This is a genomic window from Neptuniibacter halophilus (genome assembly GCF_030295765.1).
GTDB lineage: Bacteria > Pseudomonadota > Gammaproteobacteria > Pseudomonadales > Balneatricaceae > Neptuniibacter > Neptuniibacter halophilus.
In genome coordinates, this window is sequence record NZ_AP027292.1 from 413,235 (window position 1) to 428,909 (window position 15,675).

At 55.1% G+C, this 15,675-nt stretch carries 13 protein-coding genes; 8 read left to right on the forward strand and 5 right to left on the reverse strand.

Going from position 1 to position 15,675, the window contains the following annotated elements; all coding sequences use genetic code 11:
• Positions 1–18 precede the first annotated feature (18 nt).
• From paaE to QUD59_RS01990, 6 genes are all read left to right on the forward strand, one after another.
• Positions 19–1,116 carry a 1,2-phenylacetyl-CoA epoxidase subunit PaaE gene (gene paaE, locus QUD59_RS01965; protein WP_286239249.1) on the forward strand — a complete coding sequence of 366 codons (1,098 nt, stop codon included), beginning with the start codon at positions 19–21 and terminating at the stop codon, positions 1,114–1,116.
• Between the two features lie 60 nt (positions 1,117–1,176).
• Complete coding sequence (gene paaZ, locus QUD59_RS01970; protein ID WP_286239250.1) at positions 1,177–3,222, forward strand: phenylacetic acid degradation bifunctional protein PaaZ; 2,046 nt, start codon at positions 1,177–1,179, stop codon at positions 3,220–3,222.
• Positions 3,223–3,432: 210 nt separating this feature from the next.
• The gene (hpaR, locus tag QUD59_RS01975; RefSeq protein WP_286239251.1) at positions 3,433–3,855 is read left to right on the forward strand and encodes a homoprotocatechuate degradation operon regulator HpaR; all 423 of its coding nucleotides are present in this window, start codon (positions 3,433–3,435) and stop codon (positions 3,853–3,855) included.
• Positions 3,856–4,102: 247 nt separating this feature from the next.
• The gene (gene hpaD / locus QUD59_RS01980; protein WP_286239252.1) at positions 4,103–4,954 is read left to right on the forward strand and encodes a 3,4-dihydroxyphenylacetate 2,3-dioxygenase; all 852 of its coding nucleotides are present in this window, start codon (positions 4,103–4,105) and stop codon (positions 4,952–4,954) included.
• 76 nt (positions 4,955–5,030) lie between these two features.
• Positions 5,031–5,462 (forward strand): GlcG/HbpS family heme-binding protein, encoded by a 432-nt coding sequence (locus tag QUD59_RS01985; protein ID WP_286239253.1) that lies wholly within the window; start codon positions 5,031–5,033, stop codon positions 5,460–5,462.
• A gap of 3 nt (positions 5,463–5,465) precedes the next feature.
• Positions 5,466–6,650 carry a multidrug effflux MFS transporter gene (locus QUD59_RS01990; RefSeq protein WP_286239254.1) on the forward strand — a complete coding sequence of 395 codons (1,185 nt, stop codon included), beginning with the start codon at positions 5,466–5,468 and terminating at the stop codon, positions 6,648–6,650.
• Between the two features lie 210 nt (positions 6,651–6,860).
• Here the strand turns inward: QUD59_RS01990 and QUD59_RS01995 are convergent, their stop codons facing one another.
• The 5 genes from QUD59_RS01995 to QUD59_RS02015 all read right to left on the reverse strand — a co-directional run bounded on the left by QUD59_RS01995 (position 6,861) and on the right by QUD59_RS02015 (position 13,916).
• Entirely contained in the window at positions 6,861–8,147 is a 1,287-nt protein-coding gene (locus QUD59_RS01995; RefSeq protein ID WP_286239255.1) for a dicarboxylate/amino acid:cation symporter, read from the reverse strand.
• A gap of 56 nt (positions 8,148–8,203) precedes the next feature.
• Positions 8,204–9,643 carry an aspartate ammonia-lyase gene (locus QUD59_RS02000; RefSeq protein WP_286239256.1) on the reverse strand — a complete coding sequence of 480 codons (1,440 nt, stop codon included), beginning with the start codon at positions 9,641–9,643 and terminating at the stop codon, positions 8,204–8,206.
• 271 nt (positions 9,644–9,914) lie between these two features.
• Positions 9,915–11,333 (reverse strand): sigma-54-dependent transcriptional regulator, encoded by a 1,419-nt coding sequence (locus tag QUD59_RS02005; protein WP_286239257.1) that lies wholly within the window; start codon positions 11,331–11,333, stop codon positions 9,915–9,917.
• Positions 11,333–13,003 (reverse strand): transporter substrate-binding domain-containing protein, encoded by a 1,671-nt coding sequence (locus QUD59_RS02010; protein ID WP_286239258.1) that lies wholly within the window; start codon positions 13,001–13,003, stop codon positions 11,333–11,335. Before QUD59_RS02010 ends, QUD59_RS02005 begins: the two co-directional genes overlap by 1 nt.
• Positions 12,996–13,916 (reverse strand): LysR substrate-binding domain-containing protein, encoded by a 921-nt coding sequence (locus QUD59_RS02015; RefSeq protein ID WP_286239259.1) that lies wholly within the window; start codon positions 13,914–13,916, stop codon positions 12,996–12,998. Before QUD59_RS02015 ends, QUD59_RS02010 begins: the two co-directional genes overlap by 8 nt.
• 275 nt (positions 13,917–14,191) lie before the next feature.
• On the opposite strand from QUD59_RS02015, the gene cuyB reads away from it, so the two are divergent.
• Together cuyB and QUD59_RS02025 are read left to right on the forward strand one after the other, a co-directional pair.
• Positions 14,192–14,902 (forward strand): cysteate racemase, encoded by a 711-nt coding sequence (cuyB, locus tag QUD59_RS02020; protein WP_286239260.1) that lies wholly within the window; start codon positions 14,192–14,194, stop codon positions 14,900–14,902.
• 16 nt (positions 14,903–14,918) lie between these two features.
• Positions 14,919–15,671, forward strand: coding sequence for a TSUP family transporter (locus QUD59_RS02025; protein WP_286239261.1), 753 nt, complete (start codon positions 14,919–14,921; stop codon positions 15,669–15,671).
• The last annotated feature ends 4 nt before the right edge of the window (positions 15,672–15,675 follow it).

The window sequence follows — 15,675 nt, forward strand, 5'->3', positions numbered from 1 at the left end:
AAAGATAAAGGTGAAGCTATGTCTGACACCAGTTTCTACACGCTGAAGGTTGCTGATGTACAGCCGGAAACCGACGACGCGATCTGCGTATCGTTCGCGGTTCCTTCAGATCTGGAAGAGAAATTTAAGTTTATTCAGGGCCAGTTCCTGACCCTGCGTGCTGATATCGACGGCGAAGACGTGCGTCGTTCCTACTCCATCTGCTCCGGCGTTAACGACGGTCATCTGCGGGTAGGTATCAAACGTGTTAAAGATGGTAAGTTCTCTAACTACGCCAACGACAACTTTAAGCCGGGCGTGAGCGTTGAGGTGATGCCTCCGCAGGGTAACTTCTACACCGAAGTTAAACCTGAAAACGCCAAGAACTACATGTGTATTGCCGCAGGTTCCGGTATCACACCGATGATCTCGATTCTAAAAACGGTACTCTCTACTGAGCCGGAAAGTAAGGTCACTCTGATCTACGGTAACCGCCGCAGCAACACCATCATGTTCAAAGACGAACTGAACTTCGTTAAGAACCGCTACATGGATCGCTTCCAGTGGATCAACATCATGGACTATGAAGACCAGGGTGCCGATCTGCTGAATGGCCGCATCGACAACGCCAAGGGCTATGCCCTGCAGAAGTCCGGCCTGATCAACATCAAAGCCGTAGATGAAGCCTTCATCTGTGGCCCTGAAGCGATGATGTCTGAAGTTTCCCGCGGCTTCCGCATGGAAGGCCTGACTGACGAACATATCCACTACGAACTGTTCGCCAGCTCTTCTGCTGACTCTAAAGCGATGCTGGAGAAAGCAGCCAAGCGTAAAGAAGCGTTCGGCGAAGAGAAAATGTCGAAAGTGACCGTGATTGCTGATGGTCGTTCTGTCATGTTCGATCTGGCGACCGTGGGTGAGAACATCCTCGACGCCGGCATGGAAAACGGTATGGACCTGCCTTACTCCTGTAAAGGCGGTGTCTGCTCAACCTGTAAGTGTAAGCTGGTTAAAGGTGAGGTGGACATGGACATCTCCCACGGCCTGGAACAGCACGAAATCGATGCGGGTTACGTCCTGAGCTGTCAGGCTCACCCGATCTCCGACGAAGTGGTTCTGGACTTCGACGCACGCTAAAACGCGCGGCGCCCCGGAGCACCGCTCCGGGGCCACCTATCTTTAAGAGGCACTACCCCCATGAAACTACAGAGTTACATCAACGGCCAGTGGGTCGAAGGTACCGATGCCGGCACCGAGGTGTTCAACGCGATCAACGGTGAATCCGTCTGCAGCGTCAGCTCCACCGGCGTCGACTTCAATGATGCGGTGCGCTTTGCCCGCGAAAAGGGCGGCCCTGCCCTGCGTAAAATGACCTTCCATGAGCGTGCCAATGCCCTGAAAGAGCTGGGCAAGCACCTGATGGCAAAAAAAGAAGATTTCTACCGCGTCTCCGCCTGGACCGGTGCCACCCGTGCCGATAGCTGGATCGATATTGAAGGCGGCGTCAGCACGATGTTCACCTACTCCAGTCTGGTGCGCCGCGAACTGCCCAACGAGACATTTCTGGTTGAAGATGATGCCCAGATTCTGTCCCGTGAAGGCACCTTTATCGGTCGTCATATTCTGACACCAAAAGAGGGCGTTGCGGTTCATATCAACGCCTTCAACTTCCCTTGCTGGGGCATGCTGGAAAAGATCGCGCCGAGTCTGGCCGCGGGTATGCCAGTGATTGTGAAGCCTGCAACCGCCTCCGCTTATCTGACTGAAGTGATGGTTAAAGAGATCATCGCCTCCGGTATCCTGCCGGAAGGTTCGATTCAGTTGATCTGTGGTGGTGTGGGCAACCTGCTGGACCTGCTCAACGAGCAGGATGTTGTCACCTTTACCGGTTCTGCATCCACCGGCCAGAAGCTGCGCACGCATCCGAATATTGTTGCGAACTCCATTCCATTCACCATGGAAGCGGACTCCCTCAACTGTGCGATCCTCGGTGCTACCGTTGAGCCCGGCTCCGCCGAGTTTGACCTGTACGTCAAAGAAGTGGCCCGTGAAATGACCGTCAAAGCCGGTCAGAAGTGTACCGCTATCCGTCGTGCCATCATTCCGCGTAACCGCGTAGAAGCAGTGGCTGATGCCCTAAAAGCCCGTCTCAGCAAAACCGTGATCGGTGACCCGTCTGTCGAAGGCGTGCGCATGGGTGCGCTGGTTGGTCGCAGCCAGGTGGCTGATGTATGGGACAAAGTTGAACAACTGAAACAGAGCTGTGAACTGATCCACGGTGGCAGCGAAGATTTCGAAATCGTCGGTGGTAATCTGGAAACCGGTGCGTTCTTCCCGACCACCCTGCTCTACTCCGACAAGCCGATGGAAACCGATGTACCGCACGGTGTTGAAGCCTTCGGTCCGGTCTCCACGCTGATGGCGTATGACGATATCGATCAGGCGATCGCTATTGCCAAGCTGGGTAAAGGTTCTCTGGCCGGTTCCATTGTCACTGCAGATAATCTGGAAGCACGTGATCTGGTACTGGGCTGCGCCTCTTACCACGGTCGTCTGCATGTGCTGAACGAAGCCTGTGCGAAAGAATCCACCGGCCATGGTTCGCCTCTGCCAACACTGGTACACGGTGGTCCGGGTCGCGCCGGTGGCGGTGAAGAGCTGGGCGGTATCCGTGCTGTTAAGCATTACATGCAGCGCACCGCGATTCAGGGTAATCCAACCACCCTGACCGCGATTACCAACGAGTTCAACCCGGGTTCTGAGCAGATCAAAGATGATGTGCACCCGTTCCGTAAATACTTTGAAGATCTGCAGATCGGTGAAACCCTGATCACGCATCGTCGCACGGTGACCGAAGCTGACATCGTTAATTTCGGCTGCCTCTCCGGCGATCACTTCTACGCTCACTTCGATGAGATCGCAGCGAAGGACTCCCTGTTCGGCAAGCGCGTTGCCCACGGTTACTTCGTGATCTCTGCCGCCGCAGGCATGTTCGTAGAGCCATCTCCGGGTCCGGTTCTGGCCAACTACGGTATGGAGAATCTGCGTTTTGTCGAGCCGGTGGGTATCGGTGACACGATTCAGGTGCGCCTGACCTGTAAGCAGAAGATCAAGAAAGATCGCCGCTCGGAAGATGAACAGCCTAACGGCGTGGTCGTCTGGGATGTGGAAGTTCGCAATCAGGAAGACAAGCCTGTCGCGATCTATAACATTCTGACGCTGGTCGTCCGTCGCGAAGACTGATCCTTTTGAAAGCAAAAAAACCCGGCCTGTCCGGGTTTTTTTCTGCCTGAAATATTTTCATAAAAAAGCGGGATAAAGCGAATGGCATTAAAAAAATAACATATTAACAACCCTGCCCGACTATCCCTTAGATGTAATTAGTCTTGAAAAACTTGCAGAAAAAATTCTAAGCCGGGAGAATATCCTTAATTCTGCTATAAGATTAACCCTATGCGTAAATTTGAAGATTCCCTGCCCCTGCAACTGCTCAAAGCCCGTGAAGCCACCATGCACTTCTTCCGGCCACTGCTGCATGAAAATGCACTGACCGAACAGCAATGGCGTGTACTGCGTGCTCTCTACGCCTACAAAGAGATGGAATCCAAAGAACTGGCCAACCGCTGCTGCCTGCTCAGCCCAAGCCTGACCGGTATTCTCAAACGCCTGGAACAGCAGGGCTACGTGCAGCGCCGCAAGTCAGAAGAGGATCAGCGCCGCACTATCATCAGCCTGTCGGACAAAGCCAACGAACTGTTTCAGCGTCTCAGCCCCGAGGTAGAGGCACGCTATAAAACCTTTACCGACCGCTACGGTGAAGAGCGCCTGCAACAGTTGATGGATATGCTCAAAGAGATCGCTGAGATCGAGCCTTAAATCCCGATGGGCCGCACGCATACGTGGGGCCCACATTCTCTCCTGCGCCGACTGGCGACCCTGCCAACGCAGTTTTATACTGACTCTGATCAATATAATCGGTTGACATTAGATAACATGACAACTATCTTAAGCCTAAATATAATTAACATATTAAGTTAATTGCTTAACAGATAATTCTGCTGCTTCCTGTATCCGACAGACCGGATTATCTGTATTAAAAAATAAGACCAGAGAGAGGTTTACGATGGGAGAAATTGTCCTTGCAGCTAAGATTACACACGTTCCCACTATGCTGCTATCGGAACAGCCCGGCCGCCTGGAAGGCTGCCGCCAGCAAGCCATTGACGGTCATAAAGAGATTGCTCGCCGCGCACGTGAAGCCGGTGCAGATACCGTTGTCGTGATCGATACCCACTGGCTGGTTAATGCAGGCTACCACGTAAACTCCGGTGCTCACTTCAAGGGCGCCTTCACCAGCCACGAGTTCCCGCACTTTATCCAGAATCTGGAATACGAATACACCGGCAACCCGGCGCTGGGTGATCTGATCGCTGAGAAAGCCACTGAAAAAGGCGTGTTTACCCTGTCGCATCAGGTAGAGACGCTGGATCTGGAGTACGGCACACTGGTACCTATGCGTTATATGAACCCGGAAGCGGACCTGAAAGTGGTTTCCGTAGCCGGCTGGTGTACTGTGCACAGCATCGAATCTTCCCGTAAACTGGGCGAAGCGATCCGTGAAGCGATCGAAGCCAGCGACAGCAAAGTGATGCTGCTGGCTTCCGGCTCCCTGTCTCACCGGATCTGGGATAACGATGATTACGAAGCCAACAACGGCACCTTTACCATCTCCAAAGAGTTCAACCGTCAGGTCGACCTGCGCGTACTGGACCTGTGGCAGCAGGGTGAGATCGATACCTTCCTGAAGATGCTGCCAGACTACGCAGAGCACTGCTCCGGCGAAGGCGGTATGCACGATACAGCCATGCTGTTCGGTGCACTGGGCTGGGATCAGTACAAAGGTAAAGGCGAGATCATCGGTGAATACTTCCCGAGTTCCGGTACCGGTCAGGTGAACGTGGTGTTCAGCCTGTAAACCGATTAGATCTATTCTAAGGGCGCCCGGATCGGCGCCCTTTTCGTTTCTGCGACAACACTGAGGAAAAGTAACCATGCTGGTAACCGATAGTTCTCTTGACTGGCAAAGCGCCCAGACCATCGCTGCGGCTGCCTGCCAGTATGCCGACCAGCACCATCTGCGAATCTGTGCCTGGGTACTCGACCGGCATGGCAACCCACTGGCGATGCAGCGGATCAACAATGCCCCCCTGCCCTCCACCGAGATCGCCCGGGGTAAAGCCTTTACAGCCGTCAGCTTCGGCTTTGCGACCCACCTCTGGCAAAGCCGCCTGGCCGAAAAGCCACACCTGCTCAGTGGCCTCAACGTGCAGGAAGGGGTGGTGATGTTCGGGGGTGGCCTGCCGATCCGCTACAATGGTGAACTGGTCGGTTCGATTGGCGTATCCGGTGCCAGCGAAGCGCAGGATCAGGCGTGTGCCGAAGCCGGAATTGCCGCCATCAGTGAGCTGGATCAGGCCCGCTAATTAATGGATCAGCAGAAGCCCCTGCCACCCATCGCCTACTTCACCATCATGTCGATGGTGAGCCCGATCGCCCTGAATATTCTGCTCCCGGCCCTGCCGGATGTAGCGATGCAACTGGGGATCACCACGGCTGAGGTGCAACTGAGCCTGACCCTCTACCTGTTTGCGCTGGCGGTCGGACAACTGATCTGCGGCCCGCTGGCCGATCGTTTTGGCCGCCGGCCGGTGCTGCTGTTTGGTATCGCCCTGCACTTTGGCGGCTGCCTTCTCGGTGCCTTTGCCAGCGACCTCAGCGCCCTGCTCTGCGCCCGGGTTTTGCAGGCGCTGGGAGGCTGTACCGGAATGGTACTGGCTCGCACCATCATGCTGGACCGCTACAGCCGCGATCAGGCAGCCGGTAAGATAGGTTACATTACGCTGGCAATTGCCCTCTCGCAGGCCATTGCTCCAACCATGGGCGGACATATCAACCTGCATTTTGGCTGGCAGTACCTGTTCCATTTCTCACTGCTTCTGAGCACCGTTTCCTGGCTGATCGTGTTGTTTATGATCCCGGAAACAGCCAATCAGCGCAGCGCCAGCCTGCGGATCGATAACATTCTCAGGCAGTACTGGCAGGTGCTGCAAGCGCCCCATTATCTGGGTTACGCCCTGTCCACCACCTTTATTGCCTGCGCGTTTTACCTGTTTATTGGCTCTGCGCCCTATATCGTTCATCAGGAACTGGGTGGTAGCTCCGCCGATTTTGGTAACTGGTTTCTGCTGGTGTCTCTGGGTTTTATGTTTGGCAGTTTCAACGCAGCACGTTTCTCAGCCAGACTGGGCACGCAACGCATGATCGCGCTGGGACACAGCCTTTCAACGCTGGCCGCCGTGATTATGCTGCTCGCCACCTTCAGCAGCGGTATCAGCTACCTGACCCTGTTCCTGCCGATGGCCTTGTTTACAATCGGTCGTGGATTCAGCCAGCCCAGCGGCCAGTCTGCCGGCATCAGTTGCGCAACGGGGTCGCCCAGTACCGCCTCCGGCCTGATGGGCTTTATCCAGCTTCTTACCGGAGCCCTGATTGCACAGCTCACGCCGCTGCTTCTGCAGCTCGGCAGCCAATGGGTCATGCTGAGCCTGCTGGCCTGCCCGTTGCTGGCACTGATCGCTTACCGCAGCACTTTAACAGGGGCCAGGGGCTAGGAAAGCCATCGGTGCAATACGCTGCGCTATTGCACCCTACAGGCCAGAGTTTGCGAAACCTTCAAACCATATGCCCTTACCAGCACACGAAGCACTTCAGACCCAAGCCAGCCGAAGGCGTCCTGACAAACCGCTGCAAAAAAAAAGGCTGACAGCGAACTGTCAGCCAAAGAATCGACTCTTTTCTTTTCCGGCATCTGCCGGGGTTGTTTAAGCCAGTTCTGCTTCTTTTTCGCTCACTGTGGCTTCAGCGTTGTAGATACTTTCATCCAGTTCGTTTTCGCTCTTGGCGACCAGAACCGAGACCATCAGGTCACCGCAGACATTCACGCTGGTTCGCGCCATATCCAGAATACGGTCAATACCCGCAACAATAGCCAGACCTTCCATCGGCAGGCCAACAGTGGTCAGCACCAGCGACAACATGATCAGGCCCGCGCCCGGTACGCCGGCAGTACCAATGGAAGCCAGCGTCGAGGTCATAATAATCAGCAGGTAGTCAGAGAACGCCAGATCGATACCAAATGCCTGTGCAATAAACAGCGCACATACCCCCTGATACAGCGCGGTGCCATCCATATTGATGGTCGCACCCAGCGGCAGGACGAAGCTGGAAATGCCTTTGGATACACCCAGCTCTTCACGGGAAGCCTTAATGGTTGCAGGCAGGGTACCGGAGCTGCTGGTTGTGGTAAAAGCAACCGCCGCCGGGTTGATCAGGCCTTTCAGGTAGCGCACCGGGCTGAGGCGGCCAACAATGCTGATCAGACCGGAGTAAAACACCACCACGTGCAACAGGCAGCCGATGTATGCCACCGCGATCACTTTGATCAGCGGCATCAGAATCTCCAGACCGTATTTTCCTGATACCCAGGCCATCAGACCAAACACACCGTATGGCGCCAGCTTCATCACCAGCTCGGTCAGTTTGTACATCCCTTCTGCCAGACTTTCGAAAACCCGGATTGCCGGTTCCGCTTTTTCGCCACACAGGGTCAGAGCAATACCCAGCCCCAGCGCAAACACGATAATCTGCAGGATATTACCCGCTGCCAGTGCACTGATCGGGTTTTTCGGAATCAGGTTCAGCAGCGTCTGCACCAGTGTCGGTGCTTCTTTAGCGGCCGGTGCCGCTTCTGTGATCGCCATATCCAGACCCAGACCCGGCGTCAGCAGCGTCGCCAGCCCCAGACCAATACTGATCGCTACCGCCGTGGTTCCCAGATAAAGCACCACGGATTTGATACCGATCCGGCCCATCTTGCGGGTATCCTGCATGGAGGTAACACCGACCACCAGTGAGCAGAAGACCAGCGGCACAATCAGCATTTTAATGGCGTTGATAAACAGGGTACCGATGGGTTTCAGAACCTCGGCATCCGGCCCCAGAGTGATACCGGCAATGACCCCGAGGATCATACCGATGAGAATTTTTTTCCAGAGTGCCATCTGACTCCAACGGCCTGATGGACGCGCACTTACTGTCGCTTGTTGCATGGGATTCACCTTTTTATCGTTTTTCTCAAGTGGACGCATTACTGCGTAAATGGGATTTAGTTTTTATTCTGGCGGCGTTGCGGCCGGATCATGTAAGCCGGGCTCAGTACCCGTTGCAGATCCTCTTCGCTCATCAATTGCTCATCGCGGATCAGCTCCAGCACTCCGCGCCCGGAAGCCAGTGCTTCCTTGGCGATCCGGCTGGAGTTTTCATAACCGATGTAAGGCACCACGGCGGTGATAATGCCGATGCTCTGATCAACCAGTTCCTGACAGCGTTCGCGGTTAGCGGTAATGTCGCGGACACAGCGGTTTTTCAGCATATCCATGGACTGAGTCAGCATGCGGATCGATTCCAGTACGTTGTAAGCGATCAGCGGCTCCATCGCGTTGAGCTGCAACTGCCCTGCCTCTGCGGCCATGGTGACGGCCATATCGTTCCCGATCACCTGATAGGCCACCTGATTAACCGCTTCCGGAATCACCGGATTGATTTTGCCCGGCATAATCGAACTGCCCGGCTGCTGCGGCGGCAGATTGATCTCATTCAGGCCGCAGCGTGGCCCCATGCTGAGCATGCGCAGGTCGTTGGAAATTTTCGACAGCTTTACCGCCAGCCGTTTCAGCATGGAGGAGAACAGGACGAAGGCCCCCATATCGGAGCTGGCTTCGACCAGATCGGTCGCTCGTTTAAATTCAAAGCCACTGATCTCAGACAGGTTATTCACCGCCAGACGGGCGTATTCCGGATCGGTGTTGATGCCGGTACCGATCGCGGTGCCGCCCAGATTGATCTCTTTCAGCAGCTCAGAAAGTCCGGCAATACGTTCAATATCTTCACCCAGCGTGGTGGCGAAGGACTGGAACTCCTGCCCCAGCGTCATGGGCACGGCATCCTGCAACTGGGTCCGGCCCATCTTGATAATATCCCTGAACTCTTCAGCCTTGGCGGCGAAGGCATCCCGCAGGGAAGCCAGCGAGTGCACCAGATCTCCGTGTTTCAGCAGAATCGACAGACGCACAGCGGTTGGATAGGCATCGTTGGTAGACTGGGACATGTTGACGTGATTGTTCGGGTGCAGCTCAGCATACTCGCCCTTTGCAAAGCCCAGCTTTTCCAGCGCGATATTGGCAATGACCTCATTGGCGTTCATGTTCGTGGAGGTGCCCGCCCCACCCTGAATCATATCGACCACAAATTCGCGGTGATATTGCCCCTGCAAAATCTCATTAACCGCGGCTTCAATCGCCAGCGCTCGGTCCTCATCCAGCAGGTCGAGGCTGCGATTGGCACGGGCGCAGGCCAGTTTGACCATCGCCATCGCTTTGATCAGCGCCGGAAAGTGGTACAGGCGTACCCCGCTCAGATCAAAATTGGCACAGGCCCGTTGGGTCTGAATACCGTAATAAGCTTCTGCGGGTACCCGGGCTTCACCCAGCAGATCTTTTTCAAAGCGCCCTGCGTTCTGCGTATTCACCTGCAGATCGTTTGCCATTGCATCATCCTCGTTATTCTTGTTTTGCCAGTGACAGCATCGTGTCATTAGCCTTAACAAGAGCAACGCCAGTGCCAACCTGGCAAAACAAATCCTAACTTATTGTTATATATAGATATTCAATATGGAAACCGAAGTCAGGGAGCCAAACAGAAGGGTATAACCAAAGGAATAGAAAAAATTAACGATAATGAAAGTACTTAAAAAACATACAGTTAGGGCCTATCACAAAGTTATAGTCCAAACTCAGGTTATAGGCTTTTTTCCGGACTCAGAGGGAGTCCGGGCGCTTCTTCTTCAGCCGTTTACTCAAAGCTGGCTGGGAGATGCCGATCAAGCGGGAAGCCAGTGACTGGTTTCCCTGAGCGCGACGCATCGCCTCCTCCACCAGCAGGTCACCCATCTCCTGCAGTGACGGGAGCGGCTGTTCAGGATGAAAACTGACGGCTTCACCCGGTTCATCTGGCCCGACACTCAGCGCGGATTCACTCCCCAGCAGACGGCGAAAAATATCCATAGACAGAATCCCGCCCCGATGCTGACTGATCGCCTCAAACGCCAGTGCCCGGAGTTCGCGGACATTACCCGGAAAATCATAATGCTCCAGCAGAAGCGGCAGCTCTTTAGGCAGGGTGGGTTTAGCTTTACCCATCTCCTCCGCGGCTTCACTGAGGAAATACTCCAGCAGTAAGCCCAGATCAGATTTACGCTTACGCAGTGGCGGAATCTCCACCTGATGAATGCGCAGACGATAGAACAGATCCTTACGAAACTCACCACTGAGCTGCTTCTTCTCCAGATCCTGATGGGTTGCCACCACCACGCGCGCCTGAATACGTTTCGGCCGGTCGCTACCCAGCGGGTAATACTCCCCTTCCTGCAGCAGCCGCAGCAGCTTTACCTGTGAACTGAGACTCAGATCGCCAATCTCATCCAGAAACAGAGTGCCACCGGCCGCCTGCTCTATCATCCCGGCGCGCGCTTTATCCGCGCCGGTAAAGGCACCGCGATGATGCCCAAACAGTGTGTCTGCAAACACCGTGTCATCCAGACCCGCCACATTAACAGTGACCAGCTCACCGGAGCGGCCACTTAAGCGATGTACCGCTCTGGCGATCAGTTCCTTACCGACACCGCTTTCACCACTGATCAGCACCGGCTGATTGCTGCTGGCGATCGATTCCAGATACTGAAACACCGAGCGCATCGACTTATCCTGAGTGATAATGCCGTCAAATACCGCCGGATGCTCCAGTGTGTCGCTGAGAAAACGGCGGCGCAGCTCCTGATTTTCCAGACGCATCTCCTGCATCCGAACCGCTCGCCGGACCCCTTCGATCAGCCGCCCCTCTTCCGTGGTTTTCACAAAGTAATCGTAAGCCCCGAGGCGAATGCAGTGGACTGCAGTTTCGAGCTGATTAAGGCCACTGAGAACGATCACCCCCAGATCCGGATAGTCACTGACGATTTGTTGCAGCAACTCCTCACCGGAGATGTGCGGCATGGTCAGATCCAGCAGTACCAGTCCAATCGGCTCCCGCGCGATCAGCGCCATCGCCTCTCTACTGTCCTGACAACGGTAAAGATGATTGTAGCCACGCCGCTCCAGCACAATGCTCATGCTGCGCAGAAACGAGGCTTCATCATCCACCAGTAAAATGCCGAACTGTGGGTATAGATTGGTGTTCATCAACTACTGCCTGTCTGAATCGGTTTAAGAGTAAGTCGCACCCGGGTGCCTTCGCCGGGGGCCGAATCATAACGGAGTTCACCTCCATGTTCCTGCACAATACTGTTGGATACGGAGAGCCCGAGACCGGTCCCGCCCTCTTCACGCCGGGTGGTAAAGAAAGGATCACTGAGCCGGGCCAGATTTTCCGCCTCAATTCCGCGCCCCTCATCGCTGACCTCAAGGCAGAGCCGCCCCTGATCATCACGCAGGGTTTTTACCCGTATCGCCTGTTCGGAAGATTCCAGCGACTGACAGGCGTTGACGATCAGGTTAATAACCACCTGTTCAATGCGCTGGGCATTACCACAAAACAGTGGCAGGTTTCTGGCATACTCCACACTAAAGTGATCACTGCTGTGACGAATGGTGTTGTCCACCAGCCTGATGGCGGTCGCCACCACTTCATTCAGGTCGACCTGCTCACTCAGATCAGACGGGCTCTGGCGGGCAAAATCTCGCAGGTCATCAACGATGCGACGAATCCGCTGGGTACCACTGAGCATATCTTCCAGCATCGGCGGAATCTCATCGCGCATCCGGCTGTAGGGCAGCCCTCCCAGATAAAAATCCCCATGCGTCTGATAGTGCGCTTCAAGAATCTCCTCCGCATCCTGATATACCTCGCGAAACACCGGAAGATTCAGCAGTAACAAACTACTCGGGTTGTTGATCTCATGGGCTACCCCTGAAACCAGAATCCCCAGCGAGGTCATCTTATCGGCCTGAATCAGTTGTTGTTGCTGCAGTTTCAGCTCCTCGGTCCGGCGGCTGACTTCGCGGGTCAGCATCCGGTTCCAGAACATGATTCCACCCAGCACTAACAGCAGCAGCAAACTGGCCCAGAGGGTGACCTGACCGATCTTGTTCCACGGCAACCCGCTCTGCTCCAGCGGCCCCAGCCATTTGTCATAGATCGCCTGCTGCCGGCCGGTATTTTTCAGAATCGCCAGCCCCTCGCTGAACTGAGCCAGCAGTTCAGTATTGCCCTTCAGCACGGAATAACCATAGGACTGAGCGCCGAACGGTTTGCCTACAGGCACAATATTGGACAGTTCGAGCTCGCGCCCCAGATAGAGACCCGGCAGGTTAGCGACCAACGCATAATCATGCTGCCCGGAGGCCAGCAGCCGCAATGCTGACGCATGGGTATCAACCAGTATCAGGGTTGCCCCGCCCCTGTTTTTCAGCAGGTAGTCGTGCATAATGCCGCCCTGCTGCACGATCACCTCATGCCCGGCCAGTTCATCCAGTGATTCAACCCTGGGCGTGCCCTTGCGGGCGAAGATCGACTGATGAATCAGCGCGTGGGCCGGTGAGAAGTCATACTGGTGACTGCGCTGTTCGGAATAGATCATCCCCTGCAGGGTATCGAGTTCTCCCTGTTCCAGACGATTGCGCATCAGATCCCAGTGACCCAGCTCAATTTCGACCTCCATCCCCATCACTTCAGCAATCGCCAGCGTCAGCTCAGTGTTGTAACCATCAGGCTGGCCATCTTCATTAATAAATTCATAAGGCGGATAGTTATGATCCCCGCCGACACGAATTTTCTCCGCAGCCGCGACCGAAGCAGACAACAACCAACCGATAACAGCACCGCAGAGCAGCTTCAGCAGAGGTTTATGCATCAGACATTCCCGCAGTCTGCCGGCGCTGAAGCATCAGCTCCCAGAACTGTTCTGCCATGACGGAAAGCCCCCGTTGCTGTCGATAGATACAGATATTCAGAGGGGCCTGCCAAAGGTCGCTGCCGCAGATCACCAATGCCTCCTGAGCCAGCTCCTCCTTGACCGAGAAAGCCGGTACCCAGGCCACACCCAGCCCCTGCAGAGCCATCCCTTTGAGACTGTCTGCCAGAGATGATTCAAAAACCGTTTCCAGTACGATGGAGCGCGGCCTCCGCTCCAGCAGTTGCTGCAGGCAACGTCCCAGATAGATCCCCCCGGTGTAACCCAGCAGAGGAATTTTCTGCTGCCTGTTGCTGTCCAGATTAAAGAGCGGCTCGCCCTGTGTATCGGCCCGGCAGACAGGTACCAGCCGCTCATGCTGCAACAGCAGCTTGGTAAAGCCCGGCTCCTCAAGGCTCAGATCTTCAAACGCCAGCAGAAACTCGCACACCCCATTCTTCAGGGCCTGAACACAATCATCTGCATTCGCCACCATCTGGCGTGCGGTCAGGCTGCTGAGTTCCGTTTTAACCGATTGCAAAAACTGCGGAAACAGCGACAGAGAGAGCGCATGTGAAACCGCAAAATCGATCACCTGAGCCCCCCCGTTACCGAGTGAGTGCATATGACGGATACAGCTTTCCAACTGCTGCAGGAGGTTACTGGCACTTTCCTGAAACAGGCGTCCCTCAGCGGTTAATTCAACCGGCATACAACGACGGTCTACCAGAGCACAGCCCACGGCTGCCTCCAGCGCCTGTATCCGGCGACTGAAAGCCGGCTGAGTCAGATGGCGCTCAGCCGCTGAACGGGAGAAGCTCTGACTTTGCGCCAGAGAGAGAAAATCTTCCAGCCACTTGGTTTCAATATTCATAACGCCCTGTATCCGCATCACCTGACTCTGTAACTGAGTGATCAGTCAGATATGAAGTGTACCCCCTGATCCGCCCCGGCTTCCTGCAAATCTTTACCGTATACCGCAATTGCATCCCTCATGCATAAAACGCATAACCCACGCAGAACAAATAACTCGTTGTTTTACAGACACAAAAAACAACAATGCAAAAAAAGTATAGCCCTTCCGTAAACGGCATTGGCCGGGAAGGTTTCCCCCTCTTACAGTCCACTGACTTAGAAAGGAGGTAAGCAATGACAAAAACTCTGGGCATACTCGGCGGAATGGGCCCTATGGCTACCGTAGACTTCATCGCTAAACTGATCCGGCTGACACCCGCCCGCCGTGATCAGGAGCATATCCCGCTTTTAGTACATGCCGTGCCGCAGATACCGGATCGAAGTGCCTGCCTGCTGCAGTCCGGCGAATCCCCGCTCGATGCGCTGCTGAAGGGAATAAATGTGCTGGTCTCAGGGGGGGCCGACGGGATCGCCATCCCCTGTAACACCGCCCACTACTGGCACCCTGAACTGGTCAGGCAGTGTCCGGTGCCCATCTTTCATATGGCCGATATCTGTGCCGACTATCTGCAGCAGGAGCAGGTCTGCAACGTCGGTCTGATGGCCACCGACGGTACGCTCAAGGCCGGCTTCTATCCACCAAGACTGGCTGCCAGAGGGATCGAAACTCAGCTTCCCACAGCCGCATTACAGCAACAGATTATGCAGGGGATCTACGCCGTTAAATCAGGTCATACGGAAACCGGTTCCTTACTGCTGGAAGAGGCATTTCAGCAGATGCTGGACAGCGGCGCGCAACGTGTTATTCTCGGCTGCACCGAAATTCCCCTGGCATTAAGCCAGACCCGGGCTGATCTGCAGCACCGGGGCGTGGATGCAACCAACCTGCTCGCCGCCCACGCCGTAGACTGGTCACTGACCTCCCCGGCCAACCAGGCTGCCTGATTACCGAAGACCTCATATGGAACTTGAACTCACTGTTGTTCTTATACTGCTGTTAACCGGTTTTGCCGCAGGCCTGATCGATGCCATCGCCGGCGGTGGCGGTATGATTGCCCTGCCGGTATTGCTGGCCTGCGGCCTCAGCCCGGTGGAAGCGCTGGCAACCAACAAGCTTCAGGGAAGTTTCGGCACCTTCAGTGCCGCCCGGTATTTTGTGAAAAAACGGATGGTCGATCTGCAACAGATGCGGATTCCGATTCTCTGCACCTTCCTTGGTGCTGTGGCGGGTACGATTCTGATCCAGCAACTGGATGCCGGCTTTCTCGCAACCCTGATGCCCGTTCTGCTGATCAGTATCGCGCTGTACTTTATGTTTTCACCCAGCATCAGTGATGAGGAGAAAAAGCAGCGTATCGGCAGCACCGGCTTCGGTCTGCTGATCGGCAGCAGCGTCGGCTTCTACGACGGTTTTTTCGGCCCGGGTACCGGCACCTTTTTCACACTGGCCTACGTCGCGCTGGCAGGCTATGGCATGGCCAAAGCCACGGCCCATACCAAGGTGCTTAATTTCACCTCTAACCTCGCTTCCCTGCTGTTTTTCGCTTTTGGCGGGCATATTGTCTGGATGGCCGGAATGGTTATGGCACTGGGCCAGTTGATCGGTGGCCGGCTGGGCGCGAAACTGGTACTGAGTAAAGGCACCCGTCTGATCAAACCGCTGATTGTAACGGTCACACTGGTGCTCTCAATAAAACTGCTACTGACAAGCTGAAGCC